The organism is Nonomuraea sp. NPDC049684, assembly GCF_044465345.1.
GTDB lineage: Bacteria > Actinomycetota > Actinomycetes > Streptosporangiales > Streptosporangiaceae > Nonomuraea.
This window is the reverse complement of sequence record NZ_JBITLO010000013.1, coordinates 231,662-249,551: the sequence shown is the minus strand read 5'-3', so window position 1 is coordinate 249,551 and position 17,890 is coordinate 231,662. Positions and strand designations below refer to the sequence as shown.

Sequence of the window (17,890 nt, the reverse complement as noted above, 5' to 3'; positions counted from 1 at the left end):
CTAAGAGGTTGATCTCCGCCTTCGTCAATCTGCTGAGGCGGCTGCCGGAGCTGATGCCAGGGTAGGGCGATTGGAGAAGGGCTTCTTTGACAATCTCCACGGACCCCGCTCAGTCGCCGAATTGTCGGCGTAACCAGGCATGATGGCTTCCATGACGGACGCTCCTCCCATCACCGTGATCGCCGACGAGACCGCCTACGCCGAGGCGGTCCAGCTCGCCCTCGACGCTTCCGCGGCCTACTACGCCGATGGCACCTCCGCGCTCGACGACGACGCCTACGACCGCCTGGTGCGCGGGATCGAAGCCTACGAGCGCGACCACGCCGACCAGGTGCTGTCGCAATCGCCGACGGGCAAGGTCGCGGGCGGTGCTGTCGTTGGCGACGTGCCGCATCTGGTCCCGATGCTCAGCCTCGACAACGTCTTCGGCGCCGACCAGCTCCTCGACTGGGCCGCCTCGCTGGAGCGGCGTCTCGGCCGCCCGGTCACCGCGTGGACCGTCGAACCCAAGCTCGACGGGCTCGCCATCTCGGCCCGCTACCGCCGCGGCCGTCTCGTCCAGCTCGTCACCAGGGGCGACGGCGTCAGTGGCGAAGACGTCAGCCACGCCATCGGCACCGTCCTCGGCCTGCCCGACCGGCTCGCCGACCTGGTGACGATCGAACTGCGCGGCGAGGTCATGATGACCACCGCCCAGTTCGAGGCGGCGTGCGCCAAACGCCAGGCCCACGACGGCACCACCTTTGCCAACCCGCGCAGCGCTGCCGCCGGCTCGCTGCGCACCCGCGAGCGTCCCTACGTCTGCGAGCAGACCTTCTTCGGGTACGGCGCGCTGCCCTACCCCGACGACGACTCCGAGCTCGCCGCCGGGCTCCGCGCGTGGCCGCACAGCGAGGTCATGGCCTGGGTCGCCGCGCAGGGCGTGCGCACCACCGCCGACACTCCGGTCGCGGGCCGCGTCGTCACTACCGTCGCCGAGGCGCAGACCAGGGTCGAGGAGATCGCTGCCGCCCGCCCCGGCCTCGAGTTCGGCATCGATGGCATCGTCATCAAGTGCGACCAGGCCGCTGACCAGGTCGACGCCGGGTTCAGCTCACGCGCGCCGCGCTGGGCGGTCGCCTACAAGCTGCCCGCCACCGAGAAGATCACCAAGCTCGTCAGCGTCGAATGGAACACTGGCCGCACCGGCGTCATCGCACCGCGCGCCGTCCTGGAGCCGGTCGAGCTCGACGGCTCGATTGTCACCTACGCAACCCTCCACAACGTCGCCGACATCGGCCGCCGCGGTCTCATGCTCGGCGACTCCGTCACGGTCTACAAGGCGGGCGACGTCATCCCGCGCGTCGAGGCGCCGGTGGTGCACCTGCGTACCGGCGACGAGCGGCCCATCCCGATCCCGCAGGTCTGTCCCTCCTGCGGCGACGCCATCGACACCTCGCAAGAACGCTGGCGTTGCGTGCGCGGGCGCGGCTGCCGGGCCATCGCCTCGATAAGCTACGCGGCCGGCCGCGACCAGCTCGACATCGAGGGCCTGGCAGAAAACCGCATCAAGCAGATGCTCGACACCGGCCTCATCACCGACTTCGCCGACCTCTTCTACGTCACCCGCGCACAACTCCTCGGCCTCGAACGCATGGGCGAGACCAGCACCGACAACCTCCTGGCCGCCCTCGACCGCGCCAAGACCCAGCCGCTCAACCGGGTCTTCTGCGCCCTCGGCGTCCGCGGCACCGGCCGCTCCATGAGCCGCCGCATCGCCCGCCACTTCGGCTCCATGGCTGCCATCCGCGCCGCCGACGCCGCCGCCATGCAGGAGGTCGACGGCATCGGGCCGGAGAAGGCGCCGATCGTGGTCGCCGAACTCGCCGAGTTGGCCGGGCTGATCGACAAGCTCGTCGCTGCGAGCGTCACCATGACCGAACCCGGCATCCCGGAAGCGGGCTTGGCTTCCCTGGCAGCTACCTCGTCGGCGTCCGCCGCGTCGGGGGAGGGGCTGCCATTGACTGGGATGTCGGTGGTAGTCACCGGGGCGATGTCGGGGCCGCTGGAGGCGTTGTCGCGCAACGAGGTCAACGCTCTCATAGAACGCGCGGGGGGCAGAGCTTCCTCAAGTGTGTCGACCAAGACATCACTGTTGGTGGCAGGCGAGAAAGCTGGCTCAAAGCGCTCCAAGGCCGAATCGCTCGGAATCCACATCGTCACGCCAGAGGAGTTCGCCACGCAGGTCAGCGCCTTCCTTTGAGCGCCTTGTCGAAGTGAGGAGACCAGCGACGGCTGGGCGCACCTGCTCCATCGTCTGGGCGAAACGGCAGAACGCCAGGAACTCCGCTGAACCTGGTCGAACATGCGTACGCCGCACCCCTGCTGCCGCCTCACGCACCCTGGCCGCTGTCAAAGCCACATCACCGCCACCGGCTAGCTAGGCGTCGAAGTCCGTCGACGGTTTCGACAAGTCGGCGCAGCTCTTCGTCGGTGTTGTAGTAGTGCACCGAGGCGCGGACCAGGTCGGGCAGGCCCCGCGCGCCCATGTCGTACCGAGCGTACTCTCGCAGCGAGACCGACGTGTTGACGTCCAACTCGGCGAGCCTGTGGTGAACGTCGGCCGAGGGCATCCCCGCGACGGTGAAGGTAACGATGCCGCACTGCCGTACGCCTTGGTCGTGGACCCGTACGCCGGGCACCTGCCGCAGCTCCTGCCGGAGCCGCCGCGCCAGGTCGCGCACCCGCTCCTCGATGTTGCCCAGCCCCAGGGACAGGGCGTAATCGACAGCGGCGCCCAGGCCGAGCGTGGCGGCGACGTTGCGCTCCCACGTCTCGAACATCCGCGCGGTTTTGTCGATCTCGTAGCTGTCTGGGCCGGTCCAGGTGGCGGAGTGTAGATCCAGTACGGCCGGCCGGATCTGCTCGCGCAGCCGGGGCCGCACGTACAGGAAGCCCGTGCCACGGGGGCCCCGCAGGTATTTGCGGCCCGGGGCGCTGAGGGCGTCGCAGTGCAGCCGCTCGACGTCCAGGTCGAGCTGGCCGGCCGACTGGCAGGCGTCCAGCAGGAACGGGACGCCGGCCGCCTCGGCCAGCCGCCCCACCTCCTCGGCGGGGTTGACGAGACCGCCCTGAGTGGGGACGTGGGTGATCGCGATGAGGCGTACCCGCCCGTCCATGCGGCGCCGCAAGTCCTCCACGTCCATCTGGCCGCTTTCATCGTCGTCGACCACCTCGACGCGTGCCCCGGTGCGCTCGGCCACCTGGAGGAAGGCGATGACGTTGCTGGCGTATTCGGCGCGGCAGGTCAGGATGCGGTCGCCGGGGCCGAACGGCAAGGCGTAGAACACCGCCTGCCACGCTCGAGTCGCGTTGTCGGTCAGTGCGATGTCTTCGGCGGCTGCGTTGAGCAGAGCAGCGACGGAGGATCGGACCGCGGCGAGCCGGGGCGCCGCATCAGCGGCCGCCCGGTAGCCGCCGCGCAGCGCCTCGGCGCGCAGGTGGGCGATCACCGTGTCGGTCACGATCGCGGGAGGCAGCGAGGTGCCCGCGTTGTCCAGGTGGGTCACGTGAGTACAGCCCGGCGTGTCGGCCCGAGCCCGTTTAACGTCTTGCATGCAAAACATGTAAACTGAATACAGTAATGAGACGTTGTATGCAAACGAGGGAGCGAATGAACCACAGCGACACGGCTCCGCTGCGGCGCGACATATCGGAGCAGGTCACCGCACGCATTCTGGACGGTCGCCTGCCCGCCGAGGGGCGCGTCAACGAGGTCCACCTGGCGGCCGAGCTGGGGGTCAGCCGCACGCCGCTGCGGGAGGCGCTCGTGGAGCTCACCGACCGCGGCCTGCTGGTCGCGCAGCCGCGGCGTGGCTTCCGCGTGCCGCCCCTGGACATCGACGAGGCCCGCAAGCTGTATCCGCTGGTAGGCGAGTTGGAGGCCCTCGCCCTGCGGTGGACCGCGCCGCAGGACCTGCTCGGACTCGTCGACCGGCTGGAGGAGCAGCTCAAGGAGATGCAGGCCGTCCTGGAGCGGGGAGAGGAGTTGGCTGCGCTCGACGACCGCTGGCACGACCTGTTGCTCTCGGCCTGCGCCAACGCCCCCCTCATCCGGATCATCGCCCAGACGAAGCCCCTGCTCAAGCGCTACGACGTACTCTATTTCGGCGGCCCCGACCGGGCTCGGCGCAGCATCGACGAACACCGCCGTATCCTCGCCGCGATCCGGGAGGGAGACCTCACCGAGGGAGCGCGATGGCTCGTCCAGAACTGGGTCAACGGAGCCGCCTACCTCGGCCAGGACCCGCACCGGCCCACCCGGTAGATCGCGGCTCGGAAAGGGAGATCACCGGGAGGACTCCGGCCCACCGCACCGACCTGGACGGACATGTCGCCATCGTCACCGGCGACCCCTCAGGCCTGGGGCACGCCATCGCGCTCGCCATCGCGCTCGCCCCTCGCGGAGGCCGGCTCGACGGTCGCGCTCGTCAGCCGGCGGCGGGAGGCCGGCGAGCGGGCCGCGGCACGCATCACATCCCGCACAGGCCGGGCCGCCTCGGCGTTGGCCTGCGACGTCAGCGACGAAGCCGGCGTCCACCGGGCGGTGGGTGAGGTCGCCGAGCGATTCGGCCGCCTGGACATTCTGGTGACCAGTGCGGGGATCCAGGCCAGGGGCGACGTCGGCGAGCTCGGCGCGGCCCAGCTCCGGCGCTGCCTTGAGGTCAACGTCGTCGGGACCTTCCTGGCCTGCCCGGCGGCCGTCCCGTTCATGCGAGCCGCGAAATACGGCCGCATCATGTGTCACATCGCCTGCCCGGAGGACGCCCGTGCCCGTCGCGTCCTTCCCCGGCCCGCCGCTCCCCGCTGCCGGTCCCCCACCCGCTTCGCCGATGACGGCCGCGGTCGATCGCTTCCTGGAGTCGGTGCAGGCGGCCACCACCCGCACCGGCTACGCCGAGCCCCTCGCCCGCCTGACCGCCGTAGCCGGGCCGCAGTATCCGGTCGCCGCGCTGACGCCCAAGCAGTACGCCGCGGTGACGCCCAAGCAGTACGCCGCGGTGACGCCCGAGCAGTACGCCGCGGTGATGCACCGCTGGACGGCCGCAGCCGCCGCCATCTGGGACCGGCACCTGTCCGCGCTGGTCTCCTTCACCACCTGGGCCCAGCGCCAGGACCTGCTGGCCACCAACCCCGCCCGGCGGCTGGAACGCCGCAAGAGCGCCCGGCGCGGCGACCGCGCCATCCCCGCCGCCCGGCTGGACAAGCTGTTCACCGACCCCAAGCACGCCCTGCGCGAATGACTGCGGTGGAGGCTCCTGTAGGACACCGCCGCCCGCGCCGAGGAGATCCTCACCCTCAACGTCGAGGACCTCGACCTGGAGCTCCGCCGCGCCCGAGTCGTCTCCAAGGGCGGCGCCATCGAGTACGTGCACTGGGCCACCGCGACGGCCCGCTTGCTGCCGCGACTGCTGAGCGGCCGCATCTGCGAGCCGGTGCTCCTGGCAGACCGGCGCGCTCCTTCCTCCGGCCGCCGCGCGACGGCGTCCGGCGACGTCCGTCCCGTCACCGGGCGGGGCCGCCTGTCCTATCCGCGCGCCGAGTACCTGTTCAAGACCGCCTCGGCCGAGCTCGCCCCGCACCGCCAGGGGTGGACTTTGCATCAGCTGCGTCTTTCGGCGTTGCAGCGTCTCGCGCAAGCCGGTCGCACCGCGCCCGAACTCCAGGCCAAAAGCCGCCACGACACCTGGCCGGCCTCGGCCGCTACGTGCGCCTGGGCGAGGAGACCTCCGCCCGCATCACCGTGGAGGCCGACCCCATCCAGCGGCGCCGCCCCCGCTGACGGCACCAGGGCGGCCGACCGCTCATCAGGCTGGCCACACCTGCAGAGCCTGCTCGTCGTCGGAGTCGGGCTCGGCTCGCATCCCGACCGCCCTCAGCGCCGCCGCATACGCGGCAACCTGCTCTCCGGTCCCGCCCCCTGGCCCAGCGAAAGCCACCAGGAAGGGGCACCTTGTGCCCTAGCCCTCCCCCACGAACCCGGCCCGGCTGTCGCTGAACTCCATCAGCCCGGCAGCACGCAGTGCGGCCCGGGTTCGCTCGGCATCGCGATCGCGCTCGCTCCACAGCGGCCGCTGTCCTTGGCCGTAGCCGAACCTCGGCTCGTCATCGCCCATGATCCCACCGTAGACGCCTCGCGACACCCGGGTGCGGACCGAGCTGCGTGGCTCCTACTCCCACCACTATCGGCGCGGCCTGCCCAAGCTGCTGCGAGTGGTGAAGTTCCGTTCCAACAACGACACCTTCAAACCGGTCACAGCTCTTCGGTTGACCTCAATCGCACTTGAGGTATCAGACTCGGCGTCATGAACGTTGTTGAGGTGACGGAATTCGGCGGTCCCGAGGTGCTCGTGGCCGCGCAGGCGCCCGCCCCCGTCCCGGAGGCCGGGCAGGTGCTGATCGGCGTGTCGGCGGTGGACGTCATGTCCATCGACGCGCAGTTGCGTGCCGGGTGGGGGAAGGACTGGTTCCCCGCCCGGCCGCCGTTCGTGCCGGGCACCGGAGTGGCCGGGCGGGTGCTCGCGGCCGGTGCCGGCGTGGATCCCGCGTGGGAGGGGCGGCGGGTCGCCGCGCTGCTCCCGGGGGGCGGCGGGTACGCCGAACTGGCCGTGGCCGGGGTAGAGACCGTCGTGGTGGTGCCGGAGGGGGTGCCGCTGTGGCGGGCGGCGGCGCTGATCCAGGTGGGTCCCGCCGCACTGAGACTGGTAGCGGCGGCCGGGCTGGAGCCGGGGGCGCGGGTGCTGGTCATCGGGGCCGGTGGGGCGCTGGGCCTGCCGATCGTCCAGCTCGCCCGCGCCGGCGGCGCCCGGGTGACGGCGGCGGCGCGCGGCCCGGCCAAGCGGGCGGCGGCCCTGGAGGCGGGTGCGGCGGAGGCGGTCGGCTACGAGGAGGTCTCGGGGCCCTTCGACGTGGTGTTCGACGGGGTCGGGGGCGAGATCGGCCGGGCCGCGTTCGAGCTGCTGGAACGCGGCGGGCGGTTCTTCGCGTACGGGGTGAGGAGCGGTTCCGGCGCCCCTGTCGACCCGGCGGAGGCGGCGCGGCGCGGGGTGCGCCTGGTCGGGATGGAGCAGGTGCAGTTCGCCCCAGACGAATTCGGGCGGCTGGCCGGGCTGACCATGAAGGAGCTGGCGGCGGGCAGGCTGACGACCCCCGTGGGCCTGGCACTGCCGCTGGAGCGGGCGGCCGAGTCGCACGCCGCGCTGGAGGCGCGCGAGGTCGTCGGCAAGGCCGTCCTGCTCGTCACCGCCGAGGCCGTGCGCCACCACCGGCTCGGTGGCCCCGAGGTGCTGGAGCTGGAGGAGGTCCCGCTCCCGCAGCCGGGTGCCGGCCAGGTGCGGGTCCGGGTCAGGGCGGGCGGTGTGAACGCCATCGACTGGAAGCTCCGCACCGGCTTCCCCGGCGCCACGATCGACGGTCCCCAGGGGACCGGGCTGGACCTGGCGGGCACCGTCGACGCGCTCGGCCCGGGGGTGACCGCCTGGCGGCCGGGCGACGCGGTGTACGGCCAGGGAACGGGCACGCTGGCCGCGTACGCGATCGCCGAGGCGGACGGCCTGGTGGCCAAGCCGGACGATCTCACGTACGAGGAGGCCGCCGCGCTGCCGGTGGCCGTCGAGACAGCCACCCGCACGCTGCGCGAACTCGGCGTCGAGAGGGGCCACACGCTGCTGATCCACGCGGTCGCGGGCGGCGTCGGGCTGGCCGCCGCGCAGCTCGCCCGCGCCGCGGGCGCCGAGGTGGTCGGCACCGCGAGCGAGCGCCATCACGCGTTCCTGCGCGGCCTCGGCGTGCGGCCGGTCGTCTACGGCGAGGGCTTGGAGGAGCGCCTGCCGCACACCGTGGACCGGGTGCTGGACGCCTCGGGCAGGGACGTGCTGGACCTGTCGGTCAAGCGCACCGGCGACCCGGCCAAGGTGGTCACGATCGCGGACATGACGGGGGCGAACCGCCTGGGCGTGCGCTTCTCGACCGGCCGCGACACCTCCCCCGCCGCCCGGGCGCGGGCGCTGCGCGCGGCCGCGGGCGCGGGCGTGCGCATCCCGGTCGCCGAGGTGTTCCCGCTGGAGCGGGCCGCCGACGCTCACCGGCGCAGCCAGGACGGCCACTTCCTGGGCAAGATCGTCGTCAGTACGGAAGGATCCCTTCCGCATTAGCCGACATGCTGGTGCGCATGCTGGAAACCTCGGCCCGCCTGCTCAAGCTGCTGTCCCTCCTCCAGGCGCGCCGCGACTGGTCGGGACCCGAGCTGCCCGCCCGCTCGGCGTCTCGACCAGGACCATCCGGAACGACGTCGAGCGCCTGCGTTCGCCCGGCTACCCGGTGCACGCCACGCCCGGGGTGGCCGGCGGCTACCGCCTGGGCGCGGGCGCCGAGCTGCGCCGGCTGGCCCGCCAGAGCGCAGGCGACCCGGCGGCGTGGACGCCCCACCTGGCTTCCCTCGTCGCCGGCCTGTTCGAGCAGTTGTCGCCCGCCTGGGACACCGAGCACGCCACCGGCCGGGCTGGAGAAACCGACACCCTGGCCCGCGCGGCGGTCCGCTGCCGTCCGGGACCTGCTGGAGCTCGGCTCGGGCACCGTGGCCCTGGTCGACGCGCTGCTGTTCCGGCCGAGATCACCCGGGTGCTGACCGCCGACGGCGTGCTGATCTGGGCCAGCCAGTTGGGCGCCGACGGGCCGCTGTTCCTGGACACGCCCACCGCTATCACCGTATCGGGTAGCGCCTGGAGCGCGGTCCAGGCCGAAGCCGGCTGGGCAACTGGGTCGTGCTGCGCCGAGCCGGGACGCCTCGGCCGAAGACAGCGGCCTCTCCAGGCAGCTGAGGCACGAGGCCGCGCAGTCAGGCGCCGGGCCCGTCGTTGGCCAGCACCCGGTGGACACTGGCCAACGACGGGTGACGTCCCTTGTTCTTGCCCGTGGAGATGACCAGCTCGGACGCGATCTCCGGCACCGGGACCCCGCGCTCACGCAGGCTGCGCGCATAAGCGACCATGTCGTCGTCGAACACCCTCGGTCGGCCGCCATGGCGGCCGCGCTCGCGGGCTGAAGCCTGGCCCTCGGGAGACTTCTCCCGGATGTACTCGCGTTCGGATTCGGCCATGCCGGCGAAGAGCAACTCGGCCGCGCCGCGCCCCAGGCGCTTCATCTCATGCACCGTGAAGATCACCCGCTGGTGCGGGACGGCGGACTTGATCGTGCGGACCTGCCGCCGCCAGGGCGGCTCTCCAGCGGGTGATCTAGCCATTGCTTGGTGATCGTCGGGACGCCGGATCTGTTGGAAGCCCCTAACCAGGCAGGGCTGTGCCGGCCCTCATGGCCGGGCGGCGGAGACCACGGGCATGCGCATTGTCGCCGCTGTCGCGACCAGCAGGGCCACGAGCAGGACGATCGCCATGAAGACCTGCCCGTGCAGACCGAGGACGAAGACAGTGCGGTCGGCGAACTCCGGGTCGTAGGTGGCGGTGCCGGGGAACAGGAGCGCACCGATCATGCCGAGCCACGGGATGGCCAGGACGGCGGCGGCGTGCAGCAGCGTGTTCCGGGCCGGCCGTAGCGCGAGGGCCAGGCCGGTGAGGCCGAGAAGCACGGTCATCACCATGTATTGGGCGTCATGGAACTTGGCGTGGGGCGGCCAGGCCGGGTTGAAGGCGTGCTGTGCCGCGAGGCCGGGAATGGCCAGGTCGGCGAGCACGGCGCCGACCGTCGTGATCGCTGCGACGGCGATGATCAGGATTCGTGGGAGGGGCATCAGATCGTCCAGGTGTAGGCGGGGGTGAGCGAGCGGGCGAAGAGCACGTTCGGGAGGAGCGGAAGGACCGCGTCCCGCAGGGTGGTCATCGGGGTGGAGGTCCAGTGCGCGGCGGCGCCGGCCTGGCGGGAACGGCGGACGATCAGCTGGGTACGCGGCCTGCGGATGCGGTCGTAGGCCGCCAGCCCTTCGCGTACGCCGAGGGTGTCCACCGCGTGCGCGAGCGTGACCGCGTCCTCCAGCGCCTGGCAGGCGCCCTGCCCCAGATTGGGCGTCATGGCGTGGGCCGCGTCCCCGAGAACGGCCACGTTCCCCGAGACGTACGTCGGCAGCATCGGGAGCTCGTGGGTGTCGTGTTGCAGCACCGCCTCCTCATGCGTGGAGTCGAGGAGCTCGGGGATGGGCCGGTGCCAGCGGGCGAAGCGTTCGCGCAGCTCGTTCAGGCCGACGTGGGAGCCGGCCGGGGCGTTGGCCATCACGTAGCAGTAGACGCGGCCATCGGGCATCGGCACCTGCCCGAACCGTTCGCCCCTGCCCCACGTCTCCACGCTTGTCTCGATGGGCTGAGGCGGAGCGATGAGACGCCAGGTGGTGTAGCCGACATAGCGCGGCCCGGGGAGATCGGGCCAGAGGGAGCGCCGGGTCAGGCTGTGCACGCCGTCGGCGCCCACCACGAGATCGGCGGTGCAGGCGCCGCCGTCGTGGCGGACCGTGCCGTCGGGCCGCACGTGCCGGACGTCGACGCCGGGCCGCAGCGCCTCCGGCGGCACGGCTGATCTCAGCAGGTCGACCAGGGCGGCCCGGTGCACGGTCACCCACCGGCCGAAGCGGCGCTTGAGGCTGTCGACGTCGTTGCGGATCAGCCAGTCGCCGCGCCTGCTGCGGATGCCCGCGAGCGGGTCGGCCGGGCCGCCGGCGCGCAGGCGGTCGCCCAGGCCGATGGCGTCCAGCGCGCGCAGGCCGTTGGGCTGGATGGTCAGTCCCGCGCCCACCTCGGTGAACTCGGCAGCGCGTTCGAGGACTTCCACCTGCCAGCCGCGCCGATGGAAGGCGACGGCCGTGGCGAGCCCGCCGATGCCGCCTCCTACGATGGTCACTTTCATGTTCGGGTCTCCTTGACGGTCAGTGCAGGCCGCGCTTGCCCGGGGCCCAGAACGGCTTGGTCTTGATCGAGGCTCGTGGCCAGTTGCGTTCGCGTACGAGGAAGTCGCGCACCAGCTGGCAGGTTCTGGCCTCGCCGGCCACGTAGGCGGCTCCGGCGTTGCCCGGCAGGTCGAGTTCGGCCACAGCGGCGAGCAGCACCGGGGAGGCGGCGGCGGGGGCGCCGCGGCGGTGGACGCGGCGCAGCGGTGGCGTCCCGGGCATGGCCAGGTCGTGCTCGGGGGTCTCGCTCTCCAGGACGCCGTACATCCGGGCCGACGTTCCCAGCGCTCTGATCATCGGTCCGAAGGCGGCGCCGGCGGTCTCCTCTCCGATGAACACGTGGTAGTCGGCCTCGCGGGTGAAGAAGTCGCTTTGCGGCCACCAGAAGGTCACGCGGTTCCCGGGCCGTGCCGCCTGTGCCCACTGCAGTCCGATGCCGTCGCCCGCGTACAGGTGGACGCGCAGTTCGATCGCCTTCCTGCCGGGGGCGAGGTCCCAGATCGTGTACGTGCGCAGCGTCTCGGCCGGGCGCAGGATGCCCGACACCGACAGCGGGTCCTGCAGCTGGATTCTGACGTGCTGGCCAGGCGTGTAGGGGAAGGCGACAGGCTGGTCGGTTTCCAGCCGGATCCGGCGCATGGCCGGGTTGACCTGCTCGGCGACGGTGACGGTCGCCTCCATGGCGTACTTGCCGGACAAGCGGTCGCGTATCAGGCGGGCCATGTCAGGAGTCCTTGCTTCGCCGGACGTGAGCGGATCTGGACATCCGCCACCACACGGCCGTGATCAGCACCATCACCGCCAGAAGGATCCACCACATATCTGCTCCTTACGGGCTCTAAGTTATTTAGAGCCATTAAGGAAACATAGATGCCCTAAGATGTCAACGGCGGCCACGGAGCGACACGAGAGGTGATGATGTCCGCACACACCAGCAGGCGGGAACGGTTGCGCCAGGCCACCCTGGAGGAGATCCACGCGGCCGCGCGCAGGCTGCTGGTCGAACAGGGATCGGCCGCGGTGACCATCAACGCGGTCGCCCGGCAGGTCGGCATGAGCGGCCCGGCTCTCTACCACTACTACGCCGGACACGACGAGCTGGTCGGCGCGGTCACCGCGGACTTCTTCCGCGAACTGGCCGCCGCCATGGCGCAGGCCCGCGACGCCCGCGCCGGCGCGCCGACCGGCGACCGCCTGCTGGCCGTCTGCCGGGCCATGCGCGCCTGGGCCGTCGCCCATCCCGCCGAGTTCGGCTGGATCTTCGCCAGCCCCATCGCCGCGCCGAACCGCGACGCCGGCTCGGTGCGTCACCGGGCCGCCCTGCGTTTCGAGCAGGTCCTGCTCGACCTGACGGTCGAGCTGTGGCGAACACGACCGTTCCCGGTGCCCGACCTGGCCGACCTGCCCGCCTCCCTGCGCGAGCAGCTGACCGCCTACGCGGCCAGCATCGACGGACGACTGCCGCCCGAGGCCGCACACGTCTTCCTGTCGTGCTGGATCAGGCTGTACGGCCTGCTGTGCATGGAAGTCCTGCACCAACTGGACTTCGCCTACACCGACATGGAGCCCGTCTTCGAACAGTGCCTGCACGACCTGGCGGTCACCCTCGGCATCGACGACGCGGCGGCATGACTACGACCGGTCGTCGGGAACGCGCCAGGAGCCCGTCACCTGGACGCGGTGACGACGGTCATGGGGAGCAGCAGGCCGGCGGCGACGTAGAGCGGAGTGTGCAGGTCATACGAGGTGGCCAGCCAGCTGCCGAGGAAGGCACCGCACGGGGCGGCGCACATGGCGAGCATGCGGGAAGTGAAGGCCACGCGGCCCATCAGATGGGCCGGGACGATGGCCTGCATTTCCTACGGCGACGGCCCCTACGCCAACACCAGATGGAAGGGCGTCGTGATCTCCCGGGGCGACGACAGCAGGAAGTCCAGCGACGCCGGAAACTACAAGTACTACGCCCGGGTCGGTGTGCATCTCAGCACCCGGCCACTGCCTCGATGTCGTGGGGACCTCGCCGTCATGGACGAGCGTCAAGCTCAACAACGTGCACTGCGGCTGAACCACACCCGCACCTGACTCCGCACACGACAACGCCCGGTCCGCCTCAGGCGGGCTGGGGCGCTGTGTGTTGGCCGGCGGTTCCGCCAATTGGCCGGCGGTTCCGCCAACCGCTACAAGAGGGAAGGGGCGGGGGCGTTCCGGCAGGAGTCACCGGACCGGGCGCGGCGCCGGACCGCGGCGTCCCCCGTGAAGCGCGCCGTCTCGGCCCACGCCTCCCGCTTGGCGTGCTCGGCCAGCGCCCGGTGAATTCTGGCGACGGATGGGTTCTGGCCCTTGCGTTTACCGGTGGGGATGATCGCGCACATACCGGTCGGCGGCGTCGGGGGCAATGTCATGGCCGGTGGCCCACGAGTGACGACTCGCGTGGGCGTCCGCGGTCGGCTCGCCCGGAGGGCGCGGTCAGCCCACGGCCTCGCGCATACGGCCCAGGATGTCCCGCAGGAGGTCCAGTGACGTGCCGAAGTTGAGCCTGACGAAGCCCTCGCCGCCGGGACCGAAGGTCCGGCCGTCATTCAGCAGGACACGGGCCTTGTCCAGAAAGAATGTGTGCGGGTCGGTGGGGAGATCGAGGGCGCGGCAGTCCAGCCAGGCGAGAAAGCCGGCCTCCGGGACGCGGTATCCGATGCCGCGCGGCAGCCCCTCATGCACCAGCGCGGCGTTCCGGTCCAGGACCGGCCGCAGCTGTGACAGCCAGGAGTCACCGTCCCGCCAAGCTGCCAAGGTGGCGGCCACGCCGAAGGTGTTGGGCTCGCCGTACAGATGGGTCGGGCCCGAAAGGGCCACGCGCACGTCGGCCGCGCCGATGTGCGCGACGGCGCAGCGTACCCCCGGCACGTTGAACGCCTTGGTCGCGGAGGTCAGAGTCACTGTCCGGGCGGCCGCCTCGGGCGACAGGGAGGCAAAGGGGATGTGCCGGTGCGGGCTGTGCACGAGGTCGGCATGGATCTCGTCGGATATGACCAGCAGGTCGTGGCGCCGGGCCAGTTCGGCGACCGTCTCCAGCTCCTGGCGGCGTAGCACACGCCCGGTGGGGTTGTGCGGGTTCACCAGCAGCAGCACCCGGCAGCCGCCGTCGGCCAGCTCCCGGTCGAGCCGCTCGGCGTCGAAGACCCAGCCTTCGTCCTGAAGGACGTACGGGATGGGGTGCAGGCGCCGCTCCATGCCCGTCACCGTTTCCAGGAACGGCGGATACGCCGGAGTGTGCAGGGCGACGCCGTCGCCGGGGCGCGTGGCGACACGCAGGACGGCCTGGAGCCCCTGGTTGATGTCGGTGAACTCCCGGACGTGGCCGGGGTCGAGCACCCAGCCGTGGCGTTCGCGCATGCGCTCGGCGAAGGCGGCCCGCAGGGGGATCTGCTCGGGGCGCCCGTCCCACGAGGGGTATCCCAGGTCCTCCTGCACACACCGCATGAGGGCCTCCTGCACGGCGGGGGCCGGCGGGAAGTCCATCTCCGCGATCCATGCCGGCAGCACACCCGGCTCGGCCCGGCTCCACTTCACTCCGGGGCGACGGGCCAACGATGAAAGGTCAAGGTCGTCAAACATGGCTTCTCCTGTCCCTCAGGGGGCCGATGGAAGATGTGATCGGCCAGCGGCTGGGTGGCGTCGCGGTCGACGTACGTGGCGATCGTCGCGAGGACAGTGAGCGCAAGGCCTGCGACATCGTTCTGAGCGGTGATCGTGCATGGCTGGGTTCGTCGGTGCTTCTCTCTTCACTGGTCGATCAGGGCGATGCCGTGGTCGCTGTATCGGGCGCCCTGGGCCCCGGTGTCGGGGACGGCGGCGTCGATGGCGGCGAGGTCGGCGGCGGTCAGGTGCAGGTCGAGCGCGGCCAGGTTGTCGCGCAGGTGGGGGCGGCGGGAGCTGCCCGGGATGGGGATGACGTCGCTGCCGCGGGTGAGGAGCCAGGCGAGGGCGATCTGGGCGGGGGTGACGCTCTTGGCAGCGGCGAGGTGGGCGATGGCGTCGACGATGGCCAGGTTGGCCGTGAGGTCGTCGCCGTTGTAGCGAGGGGCGGTGGCGCGGAAGTCGCCGGGTTCGTAGCGCGTGGTGGCGCGGACAGCCCCGGTGAGCAGGCCGCGGCCGAGAGGGCTGTAGGCGATCAGGGTGGCGCCCAGACTGCGGATCGTGGGCAGGATGTCGTGTTCGACATGGCGTTCCCACAGTGAGTACTCGGTCTGGACGGCGCTGATCGGATGGATGGCGTGGGCGCGGCGAAGCGTGGTGGCCGACACCTCGGACAGGCCGATGTGGCCCACCTTGCCCTGGGCGACCAGGTCGGCCAGGGTACCGACGGACTCCTCGACGGGGACGGCGGGGTCGATGCGGGCGAGGTAGTACAGGTCGATGTGATCGGTGCGCAGCCGGCGCAATGACGCTTCGCAGGCCCGCCGCAGATCGCCTGGTGAGCCGGCGGGGACCAGGCCCTCGGCGGTGCGGCGGACTCCGGTCTTGGTGGCCAGCACGACGCGGTCGCGGTGCGGTGCGAGGGTCTGGCCGAGGAGTTCCTCGTTCGCTCCGTCGCCGTAGAAGTCGCCGGTGTCGAACATGGTGACGCCCGAATCGAGGGCCTCCAGCAGGGTGGCTGAGGCCTCGTGCGGGTCGGCGGGGCCGTAGGTTCCGGTCATGCTCATGCAGCCGAGGCCGAGTCGGGAGACCGCCGGGCCGTCAGGTCCAAGAGTGACGAGCATTGTCCCTCCGTCACTTCGCCAGAGCCGCGCGGAGGAACGCGAGGATCTCCGCCCGGGCGGTTTCGGCCTGTGGTTCCACGCCGGGCAAGGTGAGGAACGCGTGCTTTGCTCCCGGGTATTCGGTGAGCCGCACGGGGGTCCCCGCCTCGCGCAGTTGCTCGGCGTAGCGGCGGCCGTGGTCGGCGACCGCGTCCCGGGTGGGCACCACCACGAGCGCCGGGGCGAGCCCGCTCAGGTCGTCCGCGTACAGCGGCGAGACCGGGCCGGCGTCGGCTCTCGGCGGGACGGCGAGCCGCTGGATGAGCCGCAGTTGCGGCAGGGCCCGGGTCGGGCTGTATGCGTACTCGGTTGTCGAGGGATGGTCGAACATCGTCTCGGTCACGTCGACCACGGGGTTGACCAGCACCTGCGCCTTGAGTTCCAGGCCGGCCTCCCTGGCCCGGATGGCCGCCAGCGCGCTGATCAGCGCGCCGCAGCTCTCGCCGAAGACGGCCGCGCGCGCAGGGGCGACGCCCCACTGCGCGGCGTGCCGCAGCACGTGCTGGAGCACGTCCCAGCCGTCGTCGGCGGCGTTCGCGAGCGGGCTGCCGGGGGCGAGCAGGCGGTGCTCGACCGAGACGACGAGGGCGGGCAGTCCCGCGGCGAGGTGGCTGTTGGTCCAGTCGCACTGCGCCGCCGTGCCCACGAAGCCGCCTCCGTGCACATGGACCACGAGTGGCAGGTCGGTTGGGGTGCCGGCTTCGCCGTCTCCCGTCGACACCGGCCGGTACACCCGGACCGGGAGGTCGCGGCCGGGCAGTGCCACCTGCTGCCAGACGATCGCGGCGCCGGGATCCGGTTCCCCGAGGATTGCCCGAGCCGTGCCGGACGCCCGCCAGCGGTTCTCTGCGTCGCGGTAGGCGCGCAGTTCCTCGGCCGTGATTGCCGAGAAGTCCGGCTCCGGCGGCCGTGTCGCAATGGTGGTCTCACTCATGTGTCCTTCTCCCCCTCCCGGCCGGATGCCGGGTGTGCCGTTATGGCTGGACAGTGCGTTGCCCCCATTATGCACGCGGTGCGTGCATCACCAAGTGCATAAGTTAGGCTGAGTTCGGACGAGAGGGGCGAGATGACTGGCCGACGGCGATGGTCGACCGAGGAGATCCTGGACACGGCGGCGGAACTGCTGCGCACGGGTGACGCCGAGTCGTTCAGCGTGCGCAAGCTCGCAGCGGTGCTCGGGACTGACTCCTCCAGCCTCTACCGGCATTTCCGCAACAAGACCGAACTGCTGCGCGCGGTCGCCGACCGGGTCCTGCTGGCCGCCATGGACGGCTACCGCCCCGAGGGCGACTGGAAGCAGCGCATCACCGCCCTGGCCCTGCGCCTGCGCGAGGCCTTCGGCGAGCAACTCCAACTCGCCACGGTGTGGGGACGCTATGGGTCAGGCGGCGCCGGATCCCGATTGGTCATGGAGGAACTGCTGCAGGCCCTGCGCACGTCCGGCCTGCCCGACGAGGAGATCCCGGTGCGATACCACCGCATCGTGATCCTCCTCTCCGCGCTGATCGCCTCCGAGGCCGGTATCAGCACCATCACCCCCAAGGAGTACGAACAGGCCATGGAGCAGTTCCGCGTCGCGGTGCTCGGCGCCGACCCCGAACGCTTCCCCGCCCTGGCCCACTTCGCCCGCGACATCCGCCCCCTCGGAGCAGACCGCCGCGCCGCATTCGAAGAGACCCTCGCCGCCCAACTCGCCCACATCGAGACCCAGATCCCCTGACGTGCTGGACCACGCGGTCGGGTCGCGCCACCGCCGCAGGCCCGGTGCAGGAGGGCGAGGGGGCGGAGCGGGGGCCGGGCACCCTGGCCGCCCCGCGAACACCACCCGCTTCCTCTACCTCAACGAGGCCCCGCGCGACGTCTTCGTCGACCGGGGACCGGATCGCCGATCACGACCTGAGACGGGACAGCGCGCCGCCCCCTGTGGATGGCGTGGTGATCGGCTACCCTGGCCGGGCCACAGTGGTGACCGGCGGGCGTGGCGTGCTGCGCGCACGCGTGCAGGTGCCCGGCGTCGCCGGGCGCTCCGGCGACAGCAGGGGCGTCCCGCCGGCCATGCTCACAGCAGCCGAGGCCATCGCCCGGCTGCACCACGCGCCGCGCCGGCGATCCGCGAGCGGTACGCCGAGGCGCGCGCGAACGTCCTCGACCGCGCCGGCTGACGGCG

The 17,890-nt window shown here is 71.6% G+C and carries 17 protein-coding genes and 2 pseudogenes; 9 read left to right on the top strand and 10 right to left on the bottom strand.

Going from position 1 to position 17,890, the window contains the following annotated elements:
• Window positions 1-151 precede the first annotated feature (151 nt).
• Complete coding sequence (gene ligA / locus ACIBST_RS34905) at window positions 152-2,242, top strand: NAD-dependent DNA ligase LigA (protein ID WP_397177851.1); 2,091 nt, start codon at window positions 152-154, stop codon at window positions 2,240-2,242.
• A 160-nt stretch (window positions 2,243-2,402) separates the two neighbouring features.
• On the opposite strand, the gene ACIBST_RS34900 is transcribed toward ligA, so the two are convergent.
• Window positions 2,403-3,548, bottom strand: coding sequence for an aminotransferase class V-fold PLP-dependent enzyme (locus ACIBST_RS34900; protein ID WP_397177850.1), 1,146 nt, complete (start codon window positions 3,546-3,548; stop codon window positions 2,403-2,405).
• Window positions 3,549-3,652: 104 nt separating this feature from the next.
• Here ACIBST_RS34900 and ACIBST_RS34895 point away from each other — a divergent pair, with 104 nt between their 5' ends.
• The 3 genes and pseudogenes from ACIBST_RS34895 (at window position 3,653) to ACIBST_RS34885 (ending at window position 5,282) form a co-directional block, all read left to right on the top strand.
• The gene (locus tag ACIBST_RS34895; protein WP_358287399.1) at window positions 3,653-4,306 is read left to right on the top strand and encodes a GntR family transcriptional regulator; all 654 of its coding nucleotides are present in this window, start codon (window positions 3,653-3,655) and stop codon (window positions 4,304-4,306) included.
• 63 nt (window positions 4,307-4,369) lie between these two features.
• Window positions 4,370-4,720 (top strand): annotated as a pseudogene (locus tag ACIBST_RS34890) (SDR family NAD(P)-dependent oxidoreductase); the annotation flags it as partial.
• A gap of 151 nt (window positions 4,721-4,871) precedes the next feature.
• A complete protein-coding gene (locus ACIBST_RS34885; RefSeq protein WP_397177849.1) occupies window positions 4,872-5,282 on the top strand; it encodes a hypothetical protein in 411 nt (136 codons plus the stop codon).
• Window positions 5,283-5,999: 717 nt separating this feature from the next.
• On the opposite strand, the gene ACIBST_RS34880 is transcribed toward ACIBST_RS34885, so the two are convergent.
• Window positions 6,000-6,155 (bottom strand): hypothetical protein, encoded by a 156-nt coding sequence (locus ACIBST_RS34880; protein ID WP_397177848.1) that lies wholly within the window; start codon window positions 6,153-6,155, stop codon window positions 6,000-6,002.
• 189 nt (window positions 6,156-6,344) lie between these two features.
• Here ACIBST_RS34880 and ACIBST_RS34875 point away from each other — a divergent pair, with 189 nt between their 5' ends.
• Both ACIBST_RS34875 and ACIBST_RS34870 read left to right on the top strand, forming a co-directional pair.
• Complete coding sequence (locus ACIBST_RS34875) at window positions 6,345-8,192, top strand: zinc-binding dehydrogenase (RefSeq protein WP_397177847.1); 1,848 nt, start codon at window positions 6,345-6,347, stop codon at window positions 8,190-8,192.
• A 17-nt stretch (window positions 8,193-8,209) separates the two neighbouring features.
• Window positions 8,210-8,415 (top strand): annotated as a pseudogene (locus tag ACIBST_RS34870) (HTH domain-containing protein); the annotation flags it as partial.
• Between the two features lie 460 nt (window positions 8,416-8,875).
• On the opposite strand, the gene ACIBST_RS34865 reads toward ACIBST_RS34870, so the two are convergent.
• From ACIBST_RS34865 to ACIBST_RS34850, 4 genes are all read right to left on the bottom strand, one after another.
• Window positions 8,876-9,280 (bottom strand): hypothetical protein, encoded by a 405-nt coding sequence (locus tag ACIBST_RS34865; RefSeq protein WP_397177846.1) that lies wholly within the window; start codon window positions 9,278-9,280, stop codon window positions 8,876-8,878.
• A 66-nt stretch (window positions 9,281-9,346) separates the two neighbouring features.
• Window positions 9,347-9,784, bottom strand: coding sequence for a DUF6640 family protein (locus tag ACIBST_RS34860; RefSeq protein WP_397177845.1), 438 nt, complete (start codon window positions 9,782-9,784; stop codon window positions 9,347-9,349).
• A complete protein-coding gene (locus ACIBST_RS34855) occupies window positions 9,784-10,887 on the bottom strand; it encodes an FAD-dependent monooxygenase (protein WP_397177844.1) in 1,104 nt (367 codons plus the stop codon). The genes ACIBST_RS34860 and ACIBST_RS34855 overlap by 1 nt, the downstream gene beginning before the upstream one ends.
• 19 nt (window positions 10,888-10,906) lie before the next feature.
• Window positions 10,907-11,650: a siderophore-interacting protein gene (locus ACIBST_RS34850; protein WP_397177843.1), complete on the bottom strand. Its 744-nt coding sequence runs from the start codon at window positions 11,648-11,650 to the stop codon at window positions 10,907-10,909.
• Between the two features lie 192 nt (window positions 11,651-11,842).
• On the opposite strand from ACIBST_RS34850, the gene ACIBST_RS34845 reads away from it, so the two are divergent.
• Window positions 11,843-12,559 (top strand): TetR/AcrR family transcriptional regulator, encoded by a 717-nt coding sequence (locus tag ACIBST_RS34845; RefSeq protein ID WP_397177842.1) that lies wholly within the window; start codon window positions 11,843-11,845, stop codon window positions 12,557-12,559.
• A gap of 35 nt (window positions 12,560-12,594) precedes the next feature.
• Here ACIBST_RS34845 and ACIBST_RS34840 read toward each other — a convergent pair whose 3' ends face one another.
• Window positions 12,595-12,747, bottom strand: a complete 153-nt coding sequence (locus ACIBST_RS34840; protein ID WP_397177841.1) for a hypothetical protein — start codon at window positions 12,745-12,747, stop codon at window positions 12,595-12,597.
• A gap of 25 nt (window positions 12,748-12,772) precedes the next feature.
• On the opposite strand from ACIBST_RS34840, the gene ACIBST_RS34835 reads away from it, so the two are divergent.
• On the top strand, window positions 12,773-13,009 hold the full coding sequence (locus tag ACIBST_RS34835; protein WP_397177840.1) for a hypothetical protein: 237 nt from the start codon (window positions 12,773-12,775) through the stop codon (window positions 13,007-13,009).
• A gap of 384 nt (window positions 13,010-13,393) precedes the next feature.
• On the opposite strand, the gene ACIBST_RS34830 is transcribed toward ACIBST_RS34835, so the two are convergent.
• The 3 genes from ACIBST_RS34830 to ACIBST_RS34820 all read right to left on the bottom strand — a co-directional run bounded on the left by ACIBST_RS34830 (window position 13,394) and on the right by ACIBST_RS34820 (window position 16,657).
• Window positions 13,394-14,443, bottom strand: a complete 1,050-nt coding sequence (locus tag ACIBST_RS34830; protein WP_397177839.1) for a MalY/PatB family protein — start codon at window positions 14,441-14,443, stop codon at window positions 13,394-13,396.
• Window positions 14,444-14,706: 263 nt separating this feature from the next.
• Window positions 14,707-15,684: an aldo/keto reductase gene (locus ACIBST_RS34825; protein ID WP_397177838.1), complete on the bottom strand. Its 978-nt coding sequence runs from the start codon at window positions 15,682-15,684 to the stop codon at window positions 14,707-14,709.
• Window positions 15,685-15,694: 10 nt separating this feature from the next.
• A complete protein-coding gene (locus ACIBST_RS34820; RefSeq protein WP_397177837.1) occupies window positions 15,695-16,657 on the bottom strand; it encodes an alpha/beta hydrolase in 963 nt (320 codons plus the stop codon).
• A gap of 132 nt (window positions 16,658-16,789) precedes the next feature.
• On the opposite strand from ACIBST_RS34820, the gene ACIBST_RS34815 reads away from it, so the two are divergent.
• Window positions 16,790-17,443, top strand: a complete 654-nt coding sequence (locus tag ACIBST_RS34815) for a TetR/AcrR family transcriptional regulator (RefSeq protein WP_397177836.1) — start codon at window positions 16,790-16,792, stop codon at window positions 17,441-17,443.
• The last annotated feature ends 447 nt before the right edge of the window (window positions 17,444-17,890 follow it).